The organism is Thermobacillus sp., from assembly GCF_003390775.1.
Taxonomy (GTDB): domain Bacteria; phylum Bacillota; class Bacilli; order Paenibacillales; family Paenibacillaceae; genus Thermobacillus; species Thermobacillus xylanilyticus.
In genome coordinates this window covers 1-22,099 of the sequence record NZ_QEWA01000031.1, presented here as the reverse complement: position 1 = coordinate 22,099, position 22,099 = coordinate 1, and the positions used below count along the sequence as shown (strand labels likewise).

The 22,099-nt window shown below is 59.4% G+C and carries 20 protein-coding genes and 1 pseudogene; 17 read left to right on the top strand and 4 right to left on the bottom strand.

All coding sequences use genetic code 11. The features are described from left to right. Complete coding sequence (locus C6W55_RS05260) at positions 1-801, top strand: helix-turn-helix transcriptional regulator (RefSeq protein WP_286891790.1); 801 nt, start codon at positions 1-3, stop codon at positions 799-801. Between the two features lie 577 nt (positions 802-1,378). Here C6W55_RS05260 and C6W55_RS05255 read toward each other — a convergent pair. After that, positions 1,379-1,711, bottom strand: a complete 333-nt coding sequence (locus tag C6W55_RS05255; protein WP_353682009.1) for a VOC family protein — start codon at positions 1,709-1,711, stop codon at positions 1,379-1,381. A 261-nt stretch (positions 1,712-1,972) separates the two neighbouring features. Between C6W55_RS05255 and C6W55_RS05250 the strand changes: the two genes are divergently transcribed. From C6W55_RS05250 to C6W55_RS05225, 6 genes are all read left to right on the top strand, one after another. After that, a complete protein-coding gene (locus C6W55_RS05250; RefSeq protein WP_015253637.1) occupies positions 1,973-3,559 on the top strand; it encodes a peptide chain release factor 3 in 1,587 nt (528 codons plus the stop codon). Between the two features lie 160 nt (positions 3,560-3,719). Beyond that, entirely contained in the window at positions 3,720-4,802 is a 1,083-nt protein-coding gene (locus C6W55_RS05245) for a lactonase family protein (RefSeq protein ID WP_286891789.1), read from the top strand. 117 nt (positions 4,803-4,919) lie between these two features. Then, positions 4,920-5,738, top strand: a complete 819-nt coding sequence (locus C6W55_RS05240) for an alpha/beta hydrolase (protein WP_015253639.1) — start codon at positions 4,920-4,922, stop codon at positions 5,736-5,738. A 178-nt stretch (positions 5,739-5,916) separates the two neighbouring features. Beyond that, positions 5,917-7,002, top strand: coding sequence for a DUF3048 domain-containing protein (locus C6W55_RS05235; protein WP_286891788.1), 1,086 nt, complete (start codon positions 5,917-5,919; stop codon positions 7,000-7,002). 114 nt (positions 7,003-7,116) lie between these two features. Continuing rightward, complete coding sequence (locus C6W55_RS05230) at positions 7,117-7,731, top strand: DUF47 domain-containing protein (RefSeq protein ID WP_041853771.1); 615 nt, start codon at positions 7,117-7,119, stop codon at positions 7,729-7,731. Positions 7,732-7,770: 39 nt separating this feature from the next. Then, positions 7,771-8,781, top strand: coding sequence for an inorganic phosphate transporter (locus tag C6W55_RS05225; RefSeq protein ID WP_286891787.1), 1,011 nt, complete (start codon positions 7,771-7,773; stop codon positions 8,779-8,781). 552 nt (positions 8,782-9,333) lie between these two features. Here C6W55_RS05225 and C6W55_RS05220 read toward each other — a convergent pair. Then, positions 9,334-9,816, bottom strand: a complete 483-nt coding sequence (locus tag C6W55_RS05220; protein ID WP_286891785.1) for a tyrosine protein kinase — start codon at positions 9,814-9,816, stop codon at positions 9,334-9,336. Positions 9,817-10,027: 211 nt separating this feature from the next. On the opposite strand from C6W55_RS05220, the gene C6W55_RS05215 reads away from it, so the two are divergent. The 6 genes from C6W55_RS05215 to C6W55_RS05190 all read left to right on the top strand — a co-directional run bounded on the left by C6W55_RS05215 (position 10,028) and on the right by C6W55_RS05190 (position 14,575). Continuing rightward, positions 10,028-10,318, top strand: a complete 291-nt coding sequence (locus C6W55_RS05215) for a YerC/YecD family TrpR-related protein (protein ID WP_015253644.1) — start codon at positions 10,028-10,030, stop codon at positions 10,316-10,318. Between the two features lie 2 nt (positions 10,319-10,320). Further along, on the top strand, positions 10,321-11,166 hold the full coding sequence (locus tag C6W55_RS05210; RefSeq protein ID WP_015253645.1) for a sirohydrochlorin chelatase: 846 nt from the start codon (positions 10,321-10,323) through the stop codon (positions 11,164-11,166). A 128-nt stretch (positions 11,167-11,294) separates the two neighbouring features. After that, positions 11,295-12,236: a diacylglycerol kinase gene (locus C6W55_RS05205; RefSeq protein WP_286891784.1), complete on the top strand. Its 942-nt coding sequence runs from the start codon at positions 11,295-11,297 to the stop codon at positions 12,234-12,236. A gap of 62 nt (positions 12,237-12,298) precedes the next feature. Next, a complete protein-coding gene (gene rlmD / locus C6W55_RS05200) occupies positions 12,299-13,720 on the top strand; it encodes a 23S rRNA (uracil(1939)-C(5))-methyltransferase RlmD (RefSeq protein WP_286891782.1) in 1,422 nt (473 codons plus the stop codon). 141 nt (positions 13,721-13,861) lie between these two features. Continuing rightward, the gene (locus C6W55_RS05195; RefSeq protein ID WP_286891780.1) at positions 13,862-14,254 is read left to right on the top strand and encodes a hypothetical protein; all 393 of its coding nucleotides are present in this window, start codon (positions 13,862-13,864) and stop codon (positions 14,252-14,254) included. A 93-nt stretch (positions 14,255-14,347) separates the two neighbouring features. Further along, positions 14,348-14,575 (top strand): hypothetical protein, encoded by a 228-nt coding sequence (locus C6W55_RS05190; protein ID WP_286891779.1) that lies wholly within the window; start codon positions 14,348-14,350, stop codon positions 14,573-14,575. A 230-nt stretch (positions 14,576-14,805) separates the two neighbouring features. On the opposite strand, the pseudogene C6W55_RS05185 reads toward C6W55_RS05190, so the two are convergent. Next, positions 14,806-15,629, bottom strand: a pseudogene (locus tag C6W55_RS05185) (IS5 family transposase). A 350-nt stretch (positions 15,630-15,979) separates the two neighbouring features. Between C6W55_RS05185 and C6W55_RS05180 the strand changes: the two are divergent. From C6W55_RS05180 to C6W55_RS05165, 4 genes are read left to right on the top strand one after another with little or no spacing between them, the layout of a single operon-like run. After that, on the top strand, positions 15,980-16,681 hold the full coding sequence (locus C6W55_RS05180) for a response regulator transcription factor (RefSeq protein WP_286891778.1): 702 nt from the start codon (positions 15,980-15,982) through the stop codon (positions 16,679-16,681). Further along, entirely contained in the window at positions 16,678-18,150 is a 1,473-nt protein-coding gene (locus C6W55_RS05175) for an ATP-binding protein (RefSeq protein WP_286891777.1), read from the top strand. The genes C6W55_RS05180 and C6W55_RS05175 overlap by 4 nt, the downstream gene beginning before the upstream one ends. 53 nt (positions 18,151-18,203) lie before the next feature. Then, entirely contained in the window at positions 18,204-19,256 is a 1,053-nt protein-coding gene (locus C6W55_RS05170; protein WP_286891776.1) for a LolA family protein, read from the top strand. Between the two features lie 9 nt (positions 19,257-19,265). Continuing rightward, positions 19,266-21,077 (top strand): M56 family metallopeptidase, encoded by a 1,812-nt coding sequence (locus tag C6W55_RS05165; RefSeq protein ID WP_286891775.1) that lies wholly within the window; start codon positions 19,266-19,268, stop codon positions 21,075-21,077. Positions 21,078-21,190: 113 nt separating this feature from the next. Here C6W55_RS05165 and C6W55_RS05160 read toward each other — a convergent pair. Further along, on the bottom strand, positions 21,191-22,099 hold a 909-nt coding region (locus tag C6W55_RS05160; RefSeq protein WP_286891774.1), incomplete at its 5' end, for an ISNCY-like element ISTco5 family transposase.

Genomic DNA, 22,099 nt, shown 5'->3' with positions numbered 1-22,099 from the left:
TTGGCGGGTGCGGGTTTCGCCGGGCAAGCTTATCAGGTGCTGCGGGAGCGGGTGATTGCGCCGATCGCGTTCACGGAAGGGGAAGCGGCCGCCGTCTTCTTCGCGATCCATGCGCTGCGCCATTACGCGGAGCTGCCGTTCGAGGCCGAGTCGGCGTCGGCGGAGCGGAAGTTCTGTCTGAACATGCCCGACGACATCCGGGAGCGGATCGACGGGATGAAGGACCGGGTCGACTTCCTGGCGCCGAAGCGGCGGGCCGAGGCGCCGTGTTTGGGGAGGCTGCTCGACGCGGCCATCCGAGGCCAGGCGCTGCGGATCGAATACGAGGCGAAGAACGGCGCGGTCGAGCTGCGGCGCATCCGGCCGGCGCTGCTGTACGCGGACGACGGGTTCTGGTATTGCACCGCATACTGTTACGAGCGGGAGGATTACCGGGTGTTCCGCTGCGACCGGGTTCGCCGGGCGGAGCCTGACGGTCCGGATCTGCAGCCGCTCGATCCGGATGAAGTGCGGGAAGCCCGGATTGGAGCTGCGGAAGCGGGGGAGCGGGTTCGTCTGCGGGCGAGGCTGACCGCGGAAGGCGTGCGCCGGTGGGAGAGCAAGCACTGGCTGGCGCCGATGGTCACGGTGGAGGGCAACGGCAGCGGGAAGGTCGATGCGGAGGTGCCGCGCGGCGATCTGCCGTTCTTCGCGGAATTGATCATCGCGCTGGGGAGCGAGGCCGATGCGGAAGGGCCCGAGGAGCTCCGGGCGGAAATCCGCAGGCGGCTGGCGGAGCGGTTGGAGCGCTATCGGGAGTAGGCGGTGGAGCCCGCGGATTGGGGATGGCTGCGCCCGTCTGGACGGCGGCATGCGCGGATTGCTTCGGGGTTGGAGGGGGCGCGGTCCGGCAATCGCGCAGATCACGCCGGCCGTAGGCCATTGCGCCGCCTGTAACGGCACGAAATGCCGTTATTGGGGCGGGCAGCCACGCGGGACTGGTCATTAACGGCATAGAATGCCGTTAATGCCAGCGGTCGGGCGTGTCCGGATGCCTTATGCTGCGTTTAACGGCACGAAATGCCGTTAATGGGGCGGGCAGCCACGCGGGACTGGTCATTAACGGCATAGAATGCCGTTAATGCCAGTGGTCGGGCGTGTCCGGATGCCTTATGCTGCGTTTAACGGCACAAAGTGCCGTTATTGGGGCGGGCAGCCACGCGGGAACGAGCATTAACGGCACGGAATGCCGTTAATGCCCGCTGACAGTCGTGTGTGACTGCCGCCTGTAACGGAACGGTGTTCCGTCAGCGGCCACATCGCAGCACGCTGGTGAGCTCTAACGGAACAGGGTGCCGTTAGAGCCCGCAATCGGGCGTGTACTTTGCCACCCGGCCGATTAATTCGCCGCCGGCCGCTCCGTGAAGATCTGGAACGTGACGCCGTAACGATCCCTGACGATGCCGTAGGCCGGGCTGAAGTAGATCGGTTCAAGCGGCGCGACGACCTCCCCGCCGTCCTTCAGCGCGCTGAAGATGCGGGTGGAGGCGGCGACGTAGGGCGCCGTGACGCAGATCTGGACGCGGGGGCCGGCATGCGCGGGTTCCCCGGGCAGACAATCCGCGACGTACAGCTCGGCGCCGCCGAACACGAGCACCGAGTGGGTGCGGTCGCGGGCTTCCGGGGACAGCCCCTGCGCATCGGCGTCCGGCGCCTCGCCATAGGTCTTCAAAAGGACTGGCTGCGCGCCGAGGGCTGCTTCGTAGAGCCGGATCGGCCTCCCGGGCCTGTCCGTCGAGCAGGATGAACGGTGTTGCCTTGTACGACATGGTCATCTCTCCTTGCGATTTGATCTTTGCGCCGGGCGGCCGAGGGGATGAAGCCGCACCGGCCCGAAGCCATTGTAGCGCGGATTGGTGACAGGTACGGTCATGAATCCGGTTGTGGTATAATTGGAATGTTATTTTGCTGAGGATGAGAAAGGACTGCGTGTATGAAGAGCGATGTGCTCGAAGAACTGCGGACGGAAGTGATGCGCCGCCGCACGTTCGCCATTATTTCCCACCCGGACGCCGGGAAAACGACGCTGACGGAGAAACTGCTGCTGTTCGGCGGCGCCATCCGCGAAGCGGGCAGCGTCAAGGCGCGCAAGGCCAACCGGCATGCGACATCCGACTGGATGGAAATCGAGAAGCAGCGGGGCATCTCGGTGACGAGCTCCGTGCTGCAGTTCGACTACAAGGGCCATCGGGTGAACATTCTGGACACCCCGGGCCACCAGGATTTCAGCGAGGACACGTACCGCACGCTGACCGCCGCGGACAGCGCGGTCATGCTGATCGACGCGGCCAAAGGGGTCGAGGCGCAGACGATCAAGCTGTTCCAGGTGTGCGCGAAGCGGGGCATCCCGATCTTCACGTTCATCAACAAGCTCGACCGGGAAGGCCGGAATCCGTTCGATCTGATGGAAGAAATCGAGCGGGTGCTCGGCATCCGTTCGGTGCCGATGAACTGGCCGATCGGCATGGGCCGGGAGCTGTGCGGCGTCTATGACCGGATGAAACATCAGGTCGAGCGGTTCCAGGGGAACAACCACGACACGATCGAAGTCCACAAGGTGGACGACTACCGGGACGAGAGCGTCCGCGCCATCGCCGGCGATTATTTGTACGAGCAGCTCTGCCAGGATCTCGAACTGCTCGATGTCGCGGGCGACCCGTTCGATCTGGAGAAGGTGCGGCGCGGCGAACTGACGCCGGTCTTCTTCGGCAGCGCGATCAACAATTTCGGCGTGCAGACGTTCCTCGAGAACTTCCTCGAGCTCGCGCCGGCGCCGACGCCGCGGAAATCGCAAAACGGCGAAGTGGAGCCGCTCAGCCCCCGGTTCAGCGGGTACATTTTCAAGATTCAGGCGAACATGAATCCGGCGCACCGCGACCGGATTGCCTTCCTGCGGATCTGCTCGGGACGGTTCGAGCGCGGCATGACGGTGCGGCATGTGCGGGCCGGACGCGAGATCAAGCTGTCGCAGCCGCAGCAGTTCCTCGCGCAGGATCGGGATATCGTCGAAAAGGCGTATCCCGGCGACATCGTAGGGCTGTTCGACCCCGGCATTTTCCGGATCGGCGACTCGCTGGCGGAAAAAGAGGACATCGTGTTCGACGAGCTGCCGACGTTCTCGCCGGAACTGTTCGCGAAGGTCACGGTCAAAAACGCGATGAAGCACAAGCAGTATCAGAAAGGGATCGACCAGCTGACCGAGGAAGGCACGGTGCAGGTGTTCTACTCGACGAGCGGGTTCGACGAGACGATTCTCGGCGTCGTCGGCCAGTTGCAGTTCGAGGTGTTCGAGTACCGGATGAAAGTGGAGTACGGCGTCGACATCGAGCTGCACCGGATGCCGTTCCAGTTCGCCCGCTGGCTCGTCGGGGACAAAATCGACACGTCGAAGTTCCGCATCAACTCGACGGTGGTGCGGGACAAGAAGGACCGGCTCGTCGCGCTGTTCGAGAGCGAATATGCGCTGCGGACGGCGATGGAGAAAAATCCGGACGTCACGTTCCTCGAGACGGCGCCGTAATGGTGCGGCGTAAAAAGGCGTAAAAAGGCGTAAAAAATGCAGCGCGGGCCGGAAAAACGCGGGCGTGCGGCGCAATCAGGCACAGGCCGGTATAAGCGGGAGATCGGCGCAATACCGGCGCAATACCGGCAGAGCGAAACAAGCGGAGGAGTTGAGCGGCATGGCACGGCAGGAGGCAAACCGCTGGTGGCTGGTGTTTACCGGTTCTTATACGCCGGCGGATCGGGAAGGTATCGAGACGCTGCTGTTCGATGCGGAACGGGGCGAGCTCAAGCGGCTCGCCGGATGCGGCGGCGTGGCAAATTCATCGTATCTGGCGTTCGATGAGCACCGGTATGTGCTGTACGCGGTGAGCGAGCACGGCGAAGGCGAGGTGGCCGCGCTAAGCGTCGACCGCGCGACGGGCAGGCTCGCGCTCATCAACCGCCAGCCGTCCCACGGCCGCTCGCCGTGCTATGTCTGCCTGGAGCCGGACGGCTCGCGCGTGTACGTCGCCAATTATATGGGCGGCAACGCGTCGGTCTACCCCGTCCGGGAAGACGGCGGGCTGCTGCCGGCCTCCGACACGGTGCAGCATGCCGGCAGCGGTGTGCGTCCGGACCGGCAGGAAGCGCCGCATGTTCATTCGATCCTAAACGACCCGTCCGGCCGGTACCGGATCGTCTGCGATCTGGGCATCGACCGGCTGATGGTCTACCGGACGAGCCCGGACGGGAAGTTCGAACCGGCGGGCGCCATTCATACGACGCCGGGCGGCGGACCGCGCCATCTGGCGTTTCATCCGTCGCTGCCGCTCCTCTATCTGCTGGAAGAGCTGTCTTCGACGGTGTCGGTCTATGCCTTCGATGCGGAGCGGGCGGCCGGCGAGCTGCTGCAGCGCGTGCCGATGCTGCCGGAGGACTTCAAGGGAGCGAATCTGGCGGCGGACATCCATCTCGATCCCGGCGGCCGATGGCTGTACGCGTCCAACCGGGGCCACGACAGCCTGGCCGTCTACTCGGTCGGTCCGGACGGCCTGCTCACCTTCATCGGGCACGCGTCCACCGGGCGGACGCCGCGCAACTTCGTGCCGGTGCCGGACGGACGGCACCTGCTCGTCGCCGCGCAGGACGACAACCGGATCGACGTGATGCGCATTGGCCCGGACGGCATGCCAGCCGCCGTCGGCGAGCCGTACGCCAGCGAGAAACCGGTGTGCATCGTCATGACGCCGGCGCCGCCGGAGCTGGTGTCGGAGGGCTGAAGTTCGAAATCGCAAGCCGTCCGTCCATTGACAACGGGCGGCTTTCCGATTATGATAAAACCAAGTATTAGAATCGGATATATCAGATTAATGAGCGTCATGCGGGAGGGAACCGGGATGGAGAAATCGTTGACGCTGAAGTTCGAATCCCTGGAATTGGCGGCGACGCTGCATTATCCGGCGGGCGAGAAACGGGAAGAAGGAAGAGCGCCGGCGGTCATCATCTGCCACGGCTTCGTCGGCAACCGCATCGGCGTGGACCGGCTGTTCGTCAAGACGGCCCGGGCGCTGGCGGAGGCGGGCTACTACGCGCTGCGCTTCGATTACGGCGGATGCGGCGAAAGCACGGGCGACTACGGCTCGCTCGGCTTCTCGTCGATGATCGGCCAGACGCGGACGGCGCTCGACTATGTGCTGGACATCTGCGACATCGACCCGCAGCGGGTGACGCTGCTCGGCCACAGTCTGGGCGGAGCGGTCGCGCTGCATACGGCGGTCAAGGACAGGCGGGTGCGGCAGCTCGTGCTCTGGTCGGCGGCGTTCCACCCGTTCAACGACATTGTGCGGATCGTCGGCCGCCATGTCTACGACGAGGCGATGGCGCGCGGCGAGGCGGACTATCTCGGCTATTCGCTGAAGCCGCGGTTCTTCGAATCGCTGGCCGAGCACCAGCCGTTCCAGGCGGCGCCGCAATTCACGGGCGATGTGCTGCTCCTGCACGGCACATCCGACGACGTCATTCCGACGGATTACACCTTCCTGATGCAGAAGCTGCTCTGGATGCGGAGCGAGGGAAGCTGCGAGAAGGAAATTTTGTTCCAGGCGGATCATACGTACTCGGCGCGAAAAGCACAGGAGGAAGCGATCCGGCACACGATCAACTGGTTGAACGGGCTGTCGGCCCGGCAGGAAGAGTGGCACCACTGGAGCATCTGAGCAAGGAAAACGGGGGGTCCGGAGAAGGATCGCGCCGTTTTTTTTCTTGGGCCTGTCGGGCGGTTTGTCGAAGAGCGGGCATCCATTTGATGAGATGTGACGGGACAATTGGACAAGTTCTGTGGTTTAATAGAGACATCGGTGAAAAAACAGGGGATGACAAGGAAGGGATCGAAGCGTGAACAAACCGCGAAACGCCCGGAAGGTGCTGCTTCTGCTGCTTGCGCTGCTCATGCTGCTGCTCGCGGCGGGATGCGGCGGCAAGCAGGAGAACAACGGGAATGCGGATCAGGATGCGGATCAGCAGGAGCCGAATGTGGTCCCGGAGCCGGAACCGCAGCCCGCTTATTTCGCGCCGCTGACCGGGCTTCCGCGCGATGAAGAAGCGAAAAAGCGGCCGGTGGCGGTCATGATCAATAATCTGAAGCCGGCGCGGCCCCAATCCGGCCTGCCGCACGCCGACGTGGTGTGGGAAGTGCTCGCGGAAGGCGGCATTACGCGGCTGATTGCGATTTTCCAGAGCGATGAGGCATACGACGGGGCGATCGGACCGATCCGCAGCATCCGGCCGTACATGATCGAGCTGGCGGAATCGTACAACGCGGTCATCGTGCATGCCGGGGCGAGCACCGACGCCTACGGGATCTTGCGCAAGCAGAAGAAGGAACATCTTGACGAGATCACGAATGCGGGCGCTTATTTCCGCCGCGACAAGTCGCGCAAGGCGCCGCACAATCTGTACTCGGATCTGCCGAACCTGCGCGCGGGCGCGGAGAAGCGGGGGTATGCGGCGGATGTGGAGATTCCGGCGTACCGTTTTCTGGACGATGAGGGAGACGGAGCGGCGGCGGGCAGCGCCCTGGAGATCGATATCCGTTTCCAGCTGAAAAACTACATCGTGACGTACCGTTACGATGCAGAAAAGCGCCAGTATCTCCGGTTCATCAACGGCGAGCCGCATACCGATCTGGTCAGCGGGGAGCAGCTTGCGGCGACGAACCTGGTAGTGCTCGGCACGTCCCACAAGGTGCTTGACGATGAAGGGCGGCTGGCGGTGGATCTGGACTCCGGCGGTCCGGCCATGCTGATCCGCCGCGGCGAAGCGATCGAGTGCACGTGGGAGCGCGACGCAAGCGGCGTCATCCGGCTGATGAAAGACGGCGCCGAGCTGCCTTTTGCGCGCGGAACGGTCTATTATCATGTCGTGCCGGACGAGAAGTCGGTGGCGGATCATGTGACGATCCGGCAGCCGGAGAACGCTTAGGCTTGCGTGCTGCCGCATGAGACTGTCACTTTACGTCCACTTAACATGGGACAGGCAGATGTGCTAAGATAAGTGAGGTTCATTCAGGCCAAGCCGATGGCGAAGGGGAGTTCCATGTTCAACCGTAAGAAAAGCATTTTCTTCCAGACGTTCGAAGAGATGGCGGACACGATCGTCGAGGCGGTCGAATATTTTCACAAGCATGTGCCGCAGCTGACTGACCTGACATCGTTCGCCCGTGACATGAAAGAATTCGAATCGAAATGCGACCGGCATGTACATACGATTCTGACCGAGCTGAACAAGACGTTCATTACGCCGATCGATCGCGATGACATCCTGAAGCTGACCGGTTCGCTGGACGACGTGCTCGACGGCATCGAGGCGCTGGCGTCCCGGTTCGAGATGTACCAGATCCGGGAGCATGACAAGTACGTGTCCGTATTCGCGGAGATTCTGGTCAAGTGCTCGCACGAGATTCGCAAGGCGGTCCAGCTCCTCTCGCAGAAGAAACTGCTGGCGATGCGCCAACATGCGATCGCCATCAACGAGCTGGAAAATGAGGCGGACGATCTGATGCGGGAGTGCATCAAATCGCTGTTCTCGAGCGTGACGGATCCGATCGAGCTGATGAAACGGAAAGAGATCTACGAGCGGCTTGAATCGACGACCGACTACTGCGAAGACGTGGCCAACACGCTTGAGACGATCATCATGCGGAACAGCTGACGGGCGCAGCGAACCGACACAAGGGGAATGGATCAACAGATGCCAGCTTTCGATAGCATGTTTGTCATCGTCTGCGTCGTCGTTGTTCTGGCGCTTGCTTTCGACTTCATCAACGGGTTCCACGATACGGCCAACGCCATCGCGGCGAGCGTTTCGACGCGCGCCATGACGCCCCGGATGGCAATTATTCTGGCGGCCATCATGAACTTCGTCGGGGCGATCATGTTCACCGGCGTCGCGAAGACGATCGGCGGCAAGGTGGCGGACCCGGCGACTTTGACATATGGCGTACAGATTGTGATTGCGACGCTGATATCGGCCATTGCATGGAACCTGATCACCTGGTGGTACGGCATCCCGTCGTCTTCGTCGCACACGCTGATCGGCTCTCTGGCGGGCGCCGTCATCGCTTCGGAAGGGTTCGGCGGCGTGAACGCGTCGGGATTCACCAGCATCGTGCAGGCGCTCGTTTTCTCGCCGATCATTGCGTTTGCCGCGGGCTATATCGTCATGACGCTGCTCAAGCTGATCTTCGCGCGGGCGAATCCGCACCTGGTGAACAAGGGCTTTCGCTCGATGCAGATTCTGACGGCGGCGTTCCAGGCGTTCACGCACGGAACGAACGACGCGCAGAAGGCGATGGGGATCATCACGATGGCGCTTGTGGCGGCGCAGTACCAGGATTCGCTGGAGGTGCCGTTCTGGGTCAAGTTCTCGGCGGCGCTTGCGATGGCGCTCGGGACAAGCGTCGGCGGGTGGAAGATCATCAAGACGATGGGGACGAAAATTTTCAAGATCGAGCCGGTGAACGGCTTTGCGGCGGATACGACGGCGGCGAGTGTCATCATGACGGCGACGGCGACGGGGCTGCCGGTGAGCACGACGCATGTCATCACGTCGGCCATCCTCGGCGTCGGCAGCGCGAAGCGGTTCTCGAGCGTGAACTGGGGCGTTGCCGGGCGCATCGTGTCCGCGTGGATCATCACGATCCCGATTTCGGCGGTGATTGCGGCGATCGTGTTCAAGCTCATCGAGTTTTTGTTCCTGTGAGTGTGTGTGGGGAACCTTTGCAGGGCGTTCGGATGGGCGCGGATGCGAAGGTTTTTTTGTTGGGCGCGGGAAACGCCCAAGCCTCAACCGTATTTTGGTATTGCGCTTAAAATTTGTCCTCCATTATGATGAAAGTGCGGCGCCGGTACAGCAGTCCAACCTAAGCGGGTGGGCTGAAAGCGGTGACCGGCGGTTCCATCCGCGTCAGTTCGAATATGGCGGTGATGCGTATAGGAGAACGGACGGGATAACGAATGACGCGCATGAACTTGAAAAAGGGAAAGTGTATGGCGATCCTGTGAAGCATCGTACCTGCAGCACACGAATTTCGCTCTGACACTTGCACGGACGACAAACGTGGGAAAGGAGCGGATGCCACAGGGAAGTGGATCGAACGGGATAACACGTCAGCATTGACGAGCGGAACTGATGTCGGAGTCGACTGCTTCGGAACAGATGACAGGCTGGTTTGACAAGTATCAGAACCGAGTCGTACAGCAAGAAGGCTTTGCCGGTGCCCGGTGAGGGAAGGCAAAGCCTTCGTTTTCGTTGTCAGAACATCTCGTCGAAGCTCCGGATGCCGGCGCGTCTGCGCGATCCGCGCCGGGCTCTTCCGCTGCGCGGCCTTCGGCCGCCGCGCCGTCTGCGCCGGCGGGGGCGCCGTTCGGTGTTCGTGCTTGCGGCTGCGGCGGTCTTCTTCGAGCCCAGCGAACCGGCGAGCAATTTGATCATCGGCGCGAACTGCTGCACGGTGCCGACGATTTTCTGGACTTTCTGTATGGTGCTCAAAATGCCTTCGATGCCGCCCATCCGATCGATGATCAGCTTCAGATCCGCCAGATTCGGAAGACCGCCCGGCTTGGCTGCGCCCTGCGCCGGAATCAGTCCCGGATATTGCACGCTCTGCAGGTAGGCGGGCGGCCCGGCGAACGGATCGGCAGGCGGTCCGGCCTGCGGTCCCCCGGGAAAAGGAGCACCGGCGCCCGGCAGCTGTGTAAATCCGCGGCTGCCGGGCAAGTGCGTATAATGGTTCACGGTGATCACAACCTCTTTTCATGGGTATCGTTCATCCCCAGTGTATGCATGGGCATCCGTCGCGTATGGACGAATGCCCGGTAGCGGGCGGATTTGGATGGTGCGGGCCGTGCTCTCTTCGCTCCTGTAAAGCGCCAATACGGTAATGCTTGAAAAAACCGTGCTTCCGTTCTACAATGAGCTTACAAGGACGCTTTGAGGGGGACGCCGGATGCAGCTCAAGAAGCTCAACGACAAAACGATCGACCAACTGTTCGAGGCGATTCTGACGCTGAAGACGGTGGATGAGTGCTATATTTTCTTCGATGATCTGTGCACGGTGAACGAGATCCAGTCGCTCGCGCAGCGGCTGGAGGTGGCGCGGCTGCTCGGCCAGGGCGCGACGTACAGCCAGATCGAGGCCGAGACGGGAGCCAGCACGGCGACGATCTCCCGCGTGAAGCGCTGCCTGAACTACGGCACGGACGGTTACCGGCTGGCGCTCGGCCGCCTGGGACGCTGACGATGGGCGCAAGACCGGGCGTGCTCGTCATCAGCCACGGCTCACCCGACGCGGAATGGGTCCGGCTGGTCGACGAAGCGGTCAGAGACGTGCGGCTGCCGGAAGGCGTGCCGATCGTTTCGTCGTTCCTGGAATGCGTGGAAGGACGGCTCATCCAGGACGGGATCGACGAGCTGGAAGCGCGCGGCGTGGATGAGATGTTCGTGCTGCCGCTTTTTGTATCGTCGGGCAGCACGCATGTCGACGACATCCGGCAGGCGTTCGGCCTGCCGCCGGCCGCGTTCCGCGAAGGCGAGCTCGAGCCGTTTCGGGTGCGGCGGGCGCGCGTCACGGTCGGCCTGCCGATCGACGACGACCCGATCATCGCGGAGCTGATCGCGGACAACGTGCGCGAGCTGTCGACCGCGCCGGAACGGGAGGCGCTGCTGCTCATCGCGCACGGCAGCCGCGAGCGCGGCTTGAACCGCATCTGGCGGGACGGGATGCGCAAGCTCGCTGCGCGCGTGCGGGAGCTGGGCGGCTTCGCCCGCGCGGAGACGGCGATGCTGCTGCCGGATCAGGCCGCCTGCGTCATGCGGGCGCTGACGAAGCGGCAGGCGCGCACGGGAGGCGCAGCGACGGCGGACGGCTGCTGCGCGGTGCCGGCCGCGGGACCGGAGACGGACGCGGTCATCGTGGCGCCGCTGTTTCTGTCGCGCGGTTATTTCACGAACACGGTGATTCCCGCGCGCCTGTCCGGGTTCGACTACCGGTACAACGGCAAGGCGCTGCTGCCGAATCCGGCGATTTCCCGGTGGATGGAGCGGCAGCTCGAAGGCTGGCTGGGCGGTATCGGGCAGTCGGGCTGAAACGGAAAACGTGCCGGTTCGGCGGGGTTATTTTTTTCACGGAAGGTTAACTGGAAACGGACGCCGAATCCGGCTACAATGGTGGAAGCGGCCTACCGGCCGATGCCATGGATGAGGCGGGGGTTGGCTTGGCAGTCAAAAGGGCTAGACTCATTTATAATCCGACGTCCGGCCGCGAAGAGATCAGACGAAGGCTGCCGGACATTCTGCAACGGCTCGAGCGGGGCGGCATCGAGACGAGCTGCCACGCGACGACCGGCGAAGGGGACGCGACGATTGCGGCTTCGGAGGCGATCGAGCGCGGCTTCGACATGATCATCGCCGCGGGCGGCGACGGGACGCTGTACGAAGTGATCAACGGGATGGCGCGCCATGAGAAACGGCCGCCGCTCGGCATCCTGCCGCTCGGGACGACGAACGATTTTGCGCGGGCGGTCGGCATCCCGAAGCACTGGGAATACGCGGTCGACCTGATCGTCGCCCAGTACAAGCGGACGATCGACCTCGGGCAGGCGAACGACCGGTATTTCATCAATATCGCCGGCGGCGGTTCGCTGACGGAGCTGTCCTACGAGGTGCCGAGCAAGCTGAAGACGATGATCGGGCAGCTCGCCTATTATATGAAAGGCATCGAGAAAATGGTGAACTTCCGGCCGACCAAGGTGCGGATCGAGGCGGAAGGCGTCGGCGAGATCCACGAGAAGATCATGCTGTTCCTGATCTGCAACAGCAATTCGGTCGGCGGGTTCGAGCGGCTGGCGCCGGATGCGAGCATCGACGACGGGCTGTTCGAAGTCATCATTCTGAAGAAATGCAATCTCGCCGAGTTCCTCCGGGTGGCGACGCTGGCGCTTCGGGGCGAGCATTTGAACGATCCGCTCATCATGCATTTCCGGTCGCGGCATATCAAGGTGACGACGGAGGATCATGTGCAGCTCAACCTGGACGGCGAGTACGGCGGCACGCTGCCGTGCACGTTCACGGTGTTGAAGGGGCATCTCGAGATTTTCGTGGATGAGCAGGGCATTGCGTCTTATCGCAAGCGGCTGATCGCGGGCACGCAGTTGTGACGCGGCGGCCGCTTGACGTTATTTTCTTGACGTGATCAAGTGAAGCGGAATGGGGTCAGGCAGTGAGAACAACGACGGATGTGCCGGTGAGAAAAAACGACGAAGTAACGCTCGACATCATCGGTCTGACGCAGGACGGCGAAGGCGTGGGGCGGGCGGATGGTTTTACCTTGTTCGTGCAGGGCGCGCTGCCGGGCGAACGGATTAAGGCGAAGGTGCTGAAGGTGAAGAAGCAGTACGGCTACGCCAAAATGCTGGAGCTGCTTCAGGCCAGCCCTGACCGCGTGGAGGCGCCGTGTCCGATCTATCGGCAGTGCGGCGGGTGTCAGCTGCAGCATATGGATTATGCGGCGCAGCTTGCGTGGAAGCGGCAACATGTGATCGACAGCCTGACGCGGATCGGGAAGCTGCGGGTGGCGGATGTTGCGGGCGAGGGCGTCGTCGTGCACCCGACGATCGGCATGGCCGAGCCGTGGCGCTACCGGAACAAGGCGCAGGTGCCGATCGGCATGGCGCAGGCCGATATGGCCGACGGCGCGGCGGGTTCGCTGATCGGCGGGTTCTATGCGCGGGGCTCGCACCGCATCATCGACATGGACGCGTGCGTCATCCAGCACGAGCGGAACGACGAGGCGGTGCGCCTGGTGAAGGCGCTCGGCACGCGGCTCGGCATCCGCGCGTACGACGAGACGACCGGCCGCGGGCTGCTCAGGCACGTCGTCGTGCGGACCGGTGTTGTAACCGGCGAGACGATGGTCGTGCTCGTCACGAACGGGACGCGCATTCCGCGCGTGGATGAGCTGGTCGAAGGCATCCGGCGCGCTTTGCCGGATGTGCGCAGTATCGTGCAAAACGTGAACACGCGGAACACGAACGTGATCTTCGGCGACGAAACGCGGGTGCTGTGGGGGAGCGACGTCATCTACGACGAGCTCGACGGCATCCGGTTCGCGATCTCGGCGCGGTCGTTCTATCAGGTGAACCCGGCGCAGACGGTGACGCTGTATCGGAAGGCGGTCGAATACGCGGGCTTGACGGGGCGCGAGACGGTCATCGACGCGTACTGCGGCATCGGCACGATCTCGCTGTTCCTGGCGCGGCACGCGGGCAAGGTGTACGGCGTCGAGTCGGTGCCGGAGGCGGTCGAGGATGCGCGGCGCAACGCGGCTTTGAACGGGATTGATAATGCTGATTTTGAAGTCGGGCTCGCGGAAGAGGTCATTCCGCGCTGGCGTGAGGAAGGCGTGACGGCGGATGTGATCGTCGTCGACCCTCCGCGCAAAGGCTGCGACGCGAAGCTGCTCGACACGATCGTGCGGATGCGGCCGAAGCGGGTCGTGTACGTGTCGTGCAACCCGGCGACGCTGGCGCGCGATCTCGCGGTGCTCGAAGCGGGCGGCTTCCGCACCGTGGAGGTGCAGCCGGTGGACATGTTCCCGCATACGGGGCATGTGGAGTCGGTAATTTTGTTGGTTCGTAAATAGTAGCTGAGGTGCGACAGCCTGCCCAATTAAATTTTCAGTCCTTTTCGTCGATATATATTATATCGGCTGGGTAATAGTTTCTGTTCAGGATACCCTTAGCATTATCTCAAAGCTGACTTCTTTTTGAACGGGGGTAGATCCATGTCTAATTCATGGCATTATCAAGACCCGTTGCAACTGACCGAAGAGGAATGGCTTTCTTTGCTAAGTGATCCAGAAATCGTGGATGAAACTGGAAGGGAAATGCTAGCATTTGTGTACAGCCAGCCGAATCATCAGTCCAGTGCTACTGAAATCGGTGAAGCACTCGGCGGAGTGCCACAACAACGGGTGACTGCTATAAACCGCCGAATTTCCAGACGTGTGTATAAGCGACTTGGTAAAGAACCACCACCGAACACGAAAGGCGGAAAACGATTCTGGAATGTTTTGTTTGACGGCGACCCAGATCGCATACTAAATGAAAAAGGTTACTTCATCTGGCGGCTCCGTCCAGCCGTTGTTGCGGCGCTTGAGCGATCTGGCATTGTATAGCTCTTCTACCCGTCACTCAAAAACACCTCATATCTTGAAAACACGCCCCCCCGGAAGTTAACATACAACAAACTTCCGAGGAGGCGTATTTTCATGTCCAAGCCCATCCGTCTTTACCTGCTGGATTATCGACCCCGCCACCGAGCGGCATCTGCTTCCCTCGCCCAGCGCCATCTCAAGCTGGTACTCGAGAGCGGCCACCGCCGGACTTCACCCAAGCGCCGCGCTGAAATCGTTCAAGAAATCGAAGCTATTCGCGCCGAACGCGACTCCATAATCGCCCGCCTGCGTAAAGAGGCAGAAGTGCAAGGGGGACCTTGAAGAATGAGGTTCATTTCGCCAAATACACAGGTCTTTTGTGATGCTTCTCAACAAATTGGGTATTGATACCATAACTTCGTAAATCGTATACTTTAGGTCAGTGAATAGAGGCAAATCGGATAGGCTCAAGCTCGTAAATCTCAGTGGTAGTATTTTTCTAAGAGAAGTTGGCTTATCGGAGGTACATATATGGCGGTTCGAAATAAGTTAACCAGAATAGTACTTAGCACCTATCCGAAAACCTCTGCGCAGCGGAAACAAATCCAGGCGCAGGCAAAATGGAGCATGGCCTCGTAGTTCTCCACTTTCTTTTCCCAACGAATGAGCAAGCGGCGAAAGCGATTCATCCAGGAGGGGGTCCGTTCGACCACCCATCGTCTGGCCCGGTATCCGGGAATCGCCGCTTTTTCTTCTTTCTCTTCGCCGCGCGAACGCAAATGAAGGACATAATCCCAACTCGGCCACTTGTTCGCGGATGATCGGATAGTCGTATCCCTTATCCAGGCACCAATGCTGCGGGTTCTTCGCGTCCGGTTCCGGTCGCGGAGCAGCCGGCTCGGACAGCGTGGGCCCCAGCAGTTTCATATCGTAACGATTCGCCCCATCGACGACGACGCCCAAGGGCATGCCGCGTCCATCCGTCCACAAACTCCGCTTGGTTCCAGGCTTGCCGCGATTCGTCGGGTTAGGACCCGTCTTTTTTTTCCCCAAGCGGAGCCTTGGTCATGGCTCCGTCCACCGCTTGCCAGGTCCATTCGATTCCTCTGGCCTCGTCGTACGCTTGCGACCCGGCCCCCCACATCCGTTTGAATACGCCTTGTTCCTGCCAATATTGAAAGCGGTCATGCACCGTACTGGCGGCCCCCATTTGACGGGGCAACGCTTTCCACGGGATGCCCGTGCGGAGCACGTAAAAAATCGCCGTCATCGCCTGACGATCATCCATGCGCGGACGACCGCCCTTCGGTTTTGGCGGTTCCTCCGGTAGCAAAGGTTGGATTTTCTCCCACAGTTCATCGGGAATCGAAAAGAGTTGCTTCGGTGCATTTGCCATGACGATCTCCTCCAAGTGCTTCTCTTGAAGGAATTCGACATGTTCCACCGTTTTCCTACTTGCTTATAATGGTTTTCGGATAGGCTCTAAGTTACATGAGGTATGGAACAACGTATTGTTCAGTGGTTGAGGGAGTATCCTGATCTCTCTGCCGCTCAAAGAACGAGGCAAAGCGATTCCGGAGGTAGAGGTTCCTTCGGAGTTCGCGTTCCAAGCATCTTAAACGACAGCCCACGCTAGCTTGACACTGACGGACTGGCGTCCGGTTGACCTTAGATTTATAAAGAAAAGATAAAATAAGCAGGAACTGCACATAAATATGCTACATTGGTTCACAGGAGGAGCTGCCGATGAAAGCGCGACTGCTGCTGGTTGAAGATGATTCGGAAATTGCCCGTGTAATCCGCGACACGTTCATTCGTGAAGGATACGAAGTGACATGGGCGACCACGGGGGCAGAAGGCTGGGAAGATTTTCAGGACCGTGCTTATGATCTGGTTCTTATCGATCTCATGCTGCCGGAAATGGACGGCTTTGATCTGTGCAAAAATATCCGCTGGCAAAGCGATGTTCCGATCATCATCATCAGCGCCCGCAAAGAAGATGAGGACAAAGTTGAAGGTCTTCATATCGGTGCGGATGATTATGTGGCCAAGCCTTTCAGCCTGGGGGAACTGAAAGCGCGGGTGGAGTCCCACTTGCGGCGCTGGCGGCGTTACCAAGGCATGCCGAAGCTCGCGGACAAGACGGATTATGCGCTTGGCCTGACCATTCACTGGGATCAGGAAACAGCCCTGCTCAATGGCCGGGAAATCCCCTTGACGGTGAAAGAATTTGCGCTTTTGAAGGTGTTGGCGCAAAACCCGGGGACCGTTTTCACGAAAAACGAGCTGTATCAGCATGTGTGGCAGCAAGCTGAAGCCGAAGGCTTGCATACCGTCACCGTCCATGTCAAATCGCTGCGGGAAAAACTCGCCGATCCGGTGAAAAATCCATCTTTCATTCAAACGGTCTGGGGCAAAGGTTACCGGTTTATCGGTGAGCCGATATGAAAATCAAAACATGGCTCCTGCTTTCGTACTTTGTCGTCATGCTCCTCCCGCTCGCCGCGGCGTATTTGTTATTTGCCTGGATCAACATATACCACAACGATCGGAATGTGGAAGAATACGTTCAAAAGTCTCTGCAGCTGAACCGGATCGTGTCCGTTCTGGACAACCCCGCGCTGTACCAGCCGAACATTGAACGGCCACAGATAGAAAAATTGGTAAGCCCCCAAGTTTCCATCGTGCTCTTTAACCGCGACGGACTTGTGCTGTATACGTCCAATCCGTTGCAGGTTCCGCCGCATTTTGCCCTCGGCCGGAAACAATTGTACGAAAATTTGTATACACTTGAACAAGGCTTCCGCGCTTACCGTTACAAGCAGCCGGTGTTTAACGGCAATGAGCTGGCCGGGTTTTTCGAACTTCAGTTGAGCCGGGACGAGTGGGCGGCGGGAGTGGGCAAGCGCACGCGTTGGGTGGCGTTCGTGTTCGCCGGGGGGGTTGTGCTGATTTATTTGACCGTCGTGTGGTTCGTCAACCGCAAGTTGAACCGCAGGTTGAACCGCCTGATGGAGCAGATGACCGCCTTCGCCCGGCGGGAACCGTTCGAGGAAATGCCATCGGGAAACGATGAGATCGGCGAATTGACGAAGCATTTTTACGGGATGCGCCGGCAAATCGAAGAGGCTCACGAGAAGATTGCCAGACAGCAGCAAGAAAAAGAATTGCTGATCGCAAGCATCTCCCACGATTTGAAAACGCCGCTGACGTCGATTCGCGCCTATGCCGAATCTTTGGCTTTGCCAAATGAGCTGAAGGCTGAGGATCGTGAGGAGTACAGCAGGATCATTGCCGAAAAAGCCGATTACATGAAACAGATGCTCGATGATTTGACGGTGTATACCCTGCTTCAGTCGCCGGCATACGAAATGGAGCTTGCCGAGGTAGACGGTGAAGAATTTTTCGATATGCTTTTATCCGGTTACGAGCCGATATGCCGGGAGAAAAACATTTGCCTGCGCGTGCATTGTGATGTGACGGGAACTGTCCGCATCAATCCGCGCCAGATGATGCGTGTGGCGGACAATCTGATGAGCAATGCCGTCCGGCATACGAAGCCTGGAGCGAATATTTTGCTCGCCGCAGTCTCCTCCGGCCGACCGCTGCCGGAAGGCCTGTTCTCCTTCGTCACGAATCAGGCAGAGCTGCATAAGGAGGACGGCGTCTATCTCATTGTGCAGAATGAAGGCGAAGGCATGGATGAAGAACAACTGTCCCGCGTGTTCGAGCCGCTTTACCAGGCCGATGAGGTACGGAGCAAAAACGGTGAGCGGGGGACGGGCCTCGGACTCAGCATCACCCGCCAGATCATCCGGAAGCATGGTGGAACGGTGCACATTTTTGCGCAGAAGGGAGGCGGAACTTGTGTCGTCTGCTTCCTGCCGAAAACAACAAGAGAAGGTGAACAACGGTGAAATTCACAAGGTTAAGGAATATTGCGGGAATGTTTGGGGTCGGAGTGTTGGCAATGGGGCTTTTCGGTTGTTCTTCGGGCAGTCCATTTTTGCCGGAGCAGGTGATCAACAACGCGCTGGAACGCGCGAAGGAACCGGCGTCGTATTATCTGGAAGCGGAGATGAGGACGGTTGAAGGCGGCAAAGAAACGGAACGCATCCTCTTGAAAGAGTGGGTCAGCGAGGAAGGCCAAAGACGAACCGAAACGCAGGATGCCGACGGCAGCGGAAAAAGTATTGCCGTGCATGACGGCGCGAAACTGATCAGTTACCAACCGGAGACGAATCAGGCGTTTCTCATCGAAAACGCGGAATTGTCCGAACTGAATCAAATGTCGCCGAAACACCAGGCGGAACAGCTCCTGAACATGATCCGGGACACGCACGAGATCACGGGCGGCGGTGAAGAGAAAATTGCCGGGCGAGAGGCCTACCGTCTGAACGCCAAAGCGAAAGACAAGGACAGTCTGATCGGCGATCAGGAGCTGTGGATTGACAAGGAAAACTGGATGGTGCTCAAAATGGTTTCCGCTTCCGGCGATGTGCGGAGTGAAATGGTGCTGACCAAGGTCGATTTGAACCCCGCGATTCCCGCCGAGACGTTCGTCCTGGAACTGCCGGAACATGTGCAGATCGTTGATTTGGAAGAGATGAACCGGACCACGGAAGTGACGCTTGCGGAAGCGGCGGAAAATATCGGCGCAGCATTTCTTTATTTCCCGGAAAGCGGCGGCCTTTCCATCTCCAGGATTGAACTGGCGGAGCTTGCGGGCGAACTGAAGCGCAAAGAAGTGAACTTCGATTACCAGAAGGACGGGCTTCCCTCGTTTACGATGACCGTGTTTCCGTCCCCGGAAGACAGCGGAGAAGATATCGGCAGACTTCCGGGAGAGGAGGCCGTCACGGTTCGCGGCCAGGAAGGAACCTATATGGAAATGGGGGATTTCCGCTCGCTTGTATGGCAGGAAAACGGCTTGAATTATTCGATCGTATTCGTCGATCCGAACCTGACGCTCGAACAGTTTACGGCTTTGGCGGACAGCATGGCATTGTACACAGGGGAGTGATCGTAAAACGTGCTTGACAACGCGTTCCCTGGTCATGTGCTGCCCGATATGCCGGCCATTGTGCTTGTTGTATTTCTGGCCATTCTCACCAACCTGGTTGCCGTGCTGCTGCCGAAAGAAATCGCCTCCGCGGCGGAGATTTTGTTTGCCGCCGCAGTGATCGCCTGTTTGTTTATCGTGTTTCCGTTCGGACAGGCGTCCATCTTGCTCACGCTTGGGGCCAGCGCTTACGGAAATTTTGGTCAGCTTGCCGATCGGCAAAAAAGAGAGAAGTACAAGGAATTGGAGCGCAAACTGCGGGAAGCTGATGCCGTGGAATTGCTGCAGGACAAAGATCAAAGGCGCATCGCCGCCGATCTGGGGCTCGCGCTCATCGTTTGTTCGGGAGCCGTCCTGTTTTTCCTGCTGGCCCCGGACAGCTATGTTGCCGCCAAACTGATTGCCGGCATGACGCTTTTATCCGTGTTGGCGAAAATGATTGAGCGGATAGGCAATTTTTTCTCTGCCCGATTGTATTGGCTGCCGGGAGAAGAACGACTGGTCATCTTCTCCTTGTTTCAGCCACGGAATTATCCGCTGAAGGATGTCAAGGAAGTGCTGAGCGAATCCAGGCCGGATTTGCTGAAACTGCATCCCCTGTTTACGTTTTTTTCGGAAAACCGGGATTATACAAGTTCATTTGGGGAGGTACTCAGGCTTTCCTTTCCCGGAGAAAATGTTTTTATCACCCCGCGGCAAGTGAACGATTGGAAAAACGTGTTTGCGCCATATGGCAAACAGGCAGCTTTCAAGGCGAGCGTCGGTGACAGCCCGCAGCATGTTGTTCCTGGTGCATTAAATCTTCAGCATACAAAGGATGTCCTGCCGCTTTGGCATCCTGCCGTGCTTAAGCGTCTGTTCTGGAAAGGGTATTTTGCCGTTACGGTTAAAGGCATCTCCGCGTATACGGGACTGCTGCTTATGCTGATCTGGCTGGATGTGCCTGCCTGGGCCGCTGCGGTGTTTGTCCTCTTGTGGTGGGCGCTGAATCTGTACGTGTCCGACCGTGTTTTGATCGCAGCGACGGACGCGGAACTGCTTGCCGAGGGAGAACTTCATGACCGGGCGCAGGCGATATTGAAAAGGGCGGGCATTCCCCGCACGCGGCTGTTTGTTGTGGATTCGCCGGTTTACAACGGGATGGCGATGGGCATGAATATCGGCCGCGCGGCGATCATGCTGACGTCGGCCACCTTGCGCCTGCCGCCGGATACAGTAGAAGCGATCCTGGCGCACGAGGCGGTTCATGTGAAAAAACGCGACGTGCTCCTGAATCAATTGGCGCGGCTTGCGTTTTTCGTCGGTTTGGGCGGGTTGGTATATTTGTATTTTACAGAACTGAAGTGGCTTGCTGAAAACTATGCTTTTCTCCTCTTTGTGCTGGTGTATGCGCTGATGTTTGTTTTTCCCGTTTATTTGTCTTTTTGTTCTCAATGGTGCGAAGTCAGGGCGGATCACCTGGGGGCCGCTCTGCTTTCCGGAGGGTATCGGCAAATGGCAGACGGACTGGCGGATTTGGCCCGCGCCCAGGAGCGAGACAGCGAAAGGTCGGTTGTCTACAGTCTGCCGGAAGGGCGCACCGATTCGCCAGTGCCGTCAAGTTTGGAGCGGGACAAGTGGTTTTGGCGGCTGCTGGAATTTCAATTTATGCTCCACCCGCCATTGTATTGGCGGATTCAAAGCTTGGGCAAGCATGCCGACTGGCGGGAAGCGCGCAAGGATTGGATGATCGACCGGTTCAAGGAGTCGTATCCGGATTTCTTTCGGAAGAAACGTGCTTGAGCAAATAGAGTAGCCACACAGTTTTCTTATTTAGTTGCTCCTGAAAAAGTCCGATCGTGAACATCACCTCATCCCCATCCTTTTTCAGGACTGCCCATTTACCTTATTCTTCCTTATTTTGCTGCCTTCGCGAGCATTTTGGCCGCTCTGTCCAGGTTGTGGGTCAGGATTCCGAACCCGACCCAGCTTTTTGAGCCGACAAGGCCCCGGTACCTGCTGCGGCCTAAACCGTACTTTCGCTTGAGGAGGCTGATCCTGGCCTCTCCTGCTGCACGGTAGCGCTGCAAGTCTTTGAACCAAGGTTGGTTTTCATGTTCCGTTCTCGCCTGGCCTTTCTTGCCCTTTCGGGGTAAGCTGGCCCGTTTGACGCCGAGCGCCGTCACTGCCGATTCGTTTTTCTTGCTGGAAAAACCGCGATCCGTCGCGACAGCTGTTGGGGCGACGCCGAATGTTTCGATGTGGGCTTTGACCGCCGGAATGAGCAGTTCATCGTCCGCCGGGTTGCCATTGTACACGGCATATCCGGTAATGAAGCCGCTCTCCGTTTCGTCAATCCGGACTTTATACCCGAACTCCGTTCCTTTGGCTAACTTGCCTTTCTTGATCGGCCGGGCTTCCGGATCGAAAAAGCTGACGATGCGATCCGGGATGACCCGCGTCCCCGATACGACTTGCTTGGCTTGGCGGATCAGTTGGCCGGTCAGCGTGATGGCTGTTTGAAGCCGCCCTTTGCTCTGTTGCGCCATCCGTTTGCCGGTCTCCCGTATTTTTGCGACAACCGCGTTTGCTTGCTCGACCACGGCTTCCGTCACTTCGATGACGCTTTCGGTGATCCGGTCGACTTCTTCCCAAGACTCCCGGCTGCGGCGGCGAAGTACCTTAGCGATGGACAGAATCTTCTCCTTGATCTCGGCGGTACGGTCTTCAAAGCCTTGCGCGGCATGGGAAGCGACTTGGCGGATCTTCCGCACCAGGTGGGTGATGACTTTGACGCCGTCCTGCAGCAAGGTTGCGTCTGTGGG

Coding starts and splice junctions, on each gene's coding strand:
- C6W55_RS05250 (WP_015253637.1), top strand. CDS start 1,973: ATGAAGAGCGATGTGCTCGAAGAACTGCGGACGGAAGTGATGCGCCGC.
- C6W55_RS05245 (WP_286891789.1), top strand. CDS start 3,720: ATGGCACGGCAGGAGGCAAACCGCTGGTGGCTGGTGTTTACCGGTTCT.
- C6W55_RS05240 (WP_015253639.1), top strand. CDS start 4,920: ATGGAGAAATCGTTGACGCTGAAGTTCGAATCCCTGGAATTGGCGGCG.
- C6W55_RS05230 (WP_041853771.1), top strand. CDS start 7,117: ATGTTCAACCGTAAGAAAAGCATTTTCTTCCAGACGTTCGAAGAGATG.
- C6W55_RS05225 (WP_286891787.1), top strand. CDS start 7,771: ATGCCAGCTTTCGATAGCATGTTTGTCATCGTCTGCGTCGTCGTTGTT.
- C6W55_RS05215 (WP_015253644.1), top strand. CDS start 10,028: ATGCAGCTCAAGAAGCTCAACGACAAAACGATCGACCAACTGTTCGAG.
- C6W55_RS05210 (WP_015253645.1), top strand. CDS start 10,321: ATGGGCGCAAGACCGGGCGTGCTCGTCATCAGCCACGGCTCACCCGAC.
- C6W55_RS05195 (WP_286891780.1), top strand. CDS start 13,862: ATGTCTAATTCATGGCATTATCAAGACCCGTTGCAACTGACCGAAGAG.
- C6W55_RS05190 (WP_286891779.1), top strand. CDS start 14,348: ATGTCCAAGCCCATCCGTCTTTACCTGCTGGATTATCGACCCCGCCAC.
- C6W55_RS05180 (WP_286891778.1), top strand. CDS start 15,980: ATGAAAGCGCGACTGCTGCTGGTTGAAGATGATTCGGAAATTGCCCGT.
- C6W55_RS05175 (WP_286891777.1), top strand. CDS start 16,678: ATGAAAATCAAAACATGGCTCCTGCTTTCGTACTTTGTCGTCATGCTC.
- C6W55_RS05170 (WP_286891776.1), top strand. CDS start 18,204: ATGGGGCTTTTCGGTTGTTCTTCGGGCAGTCCATTTTTGCCGGAGCAG.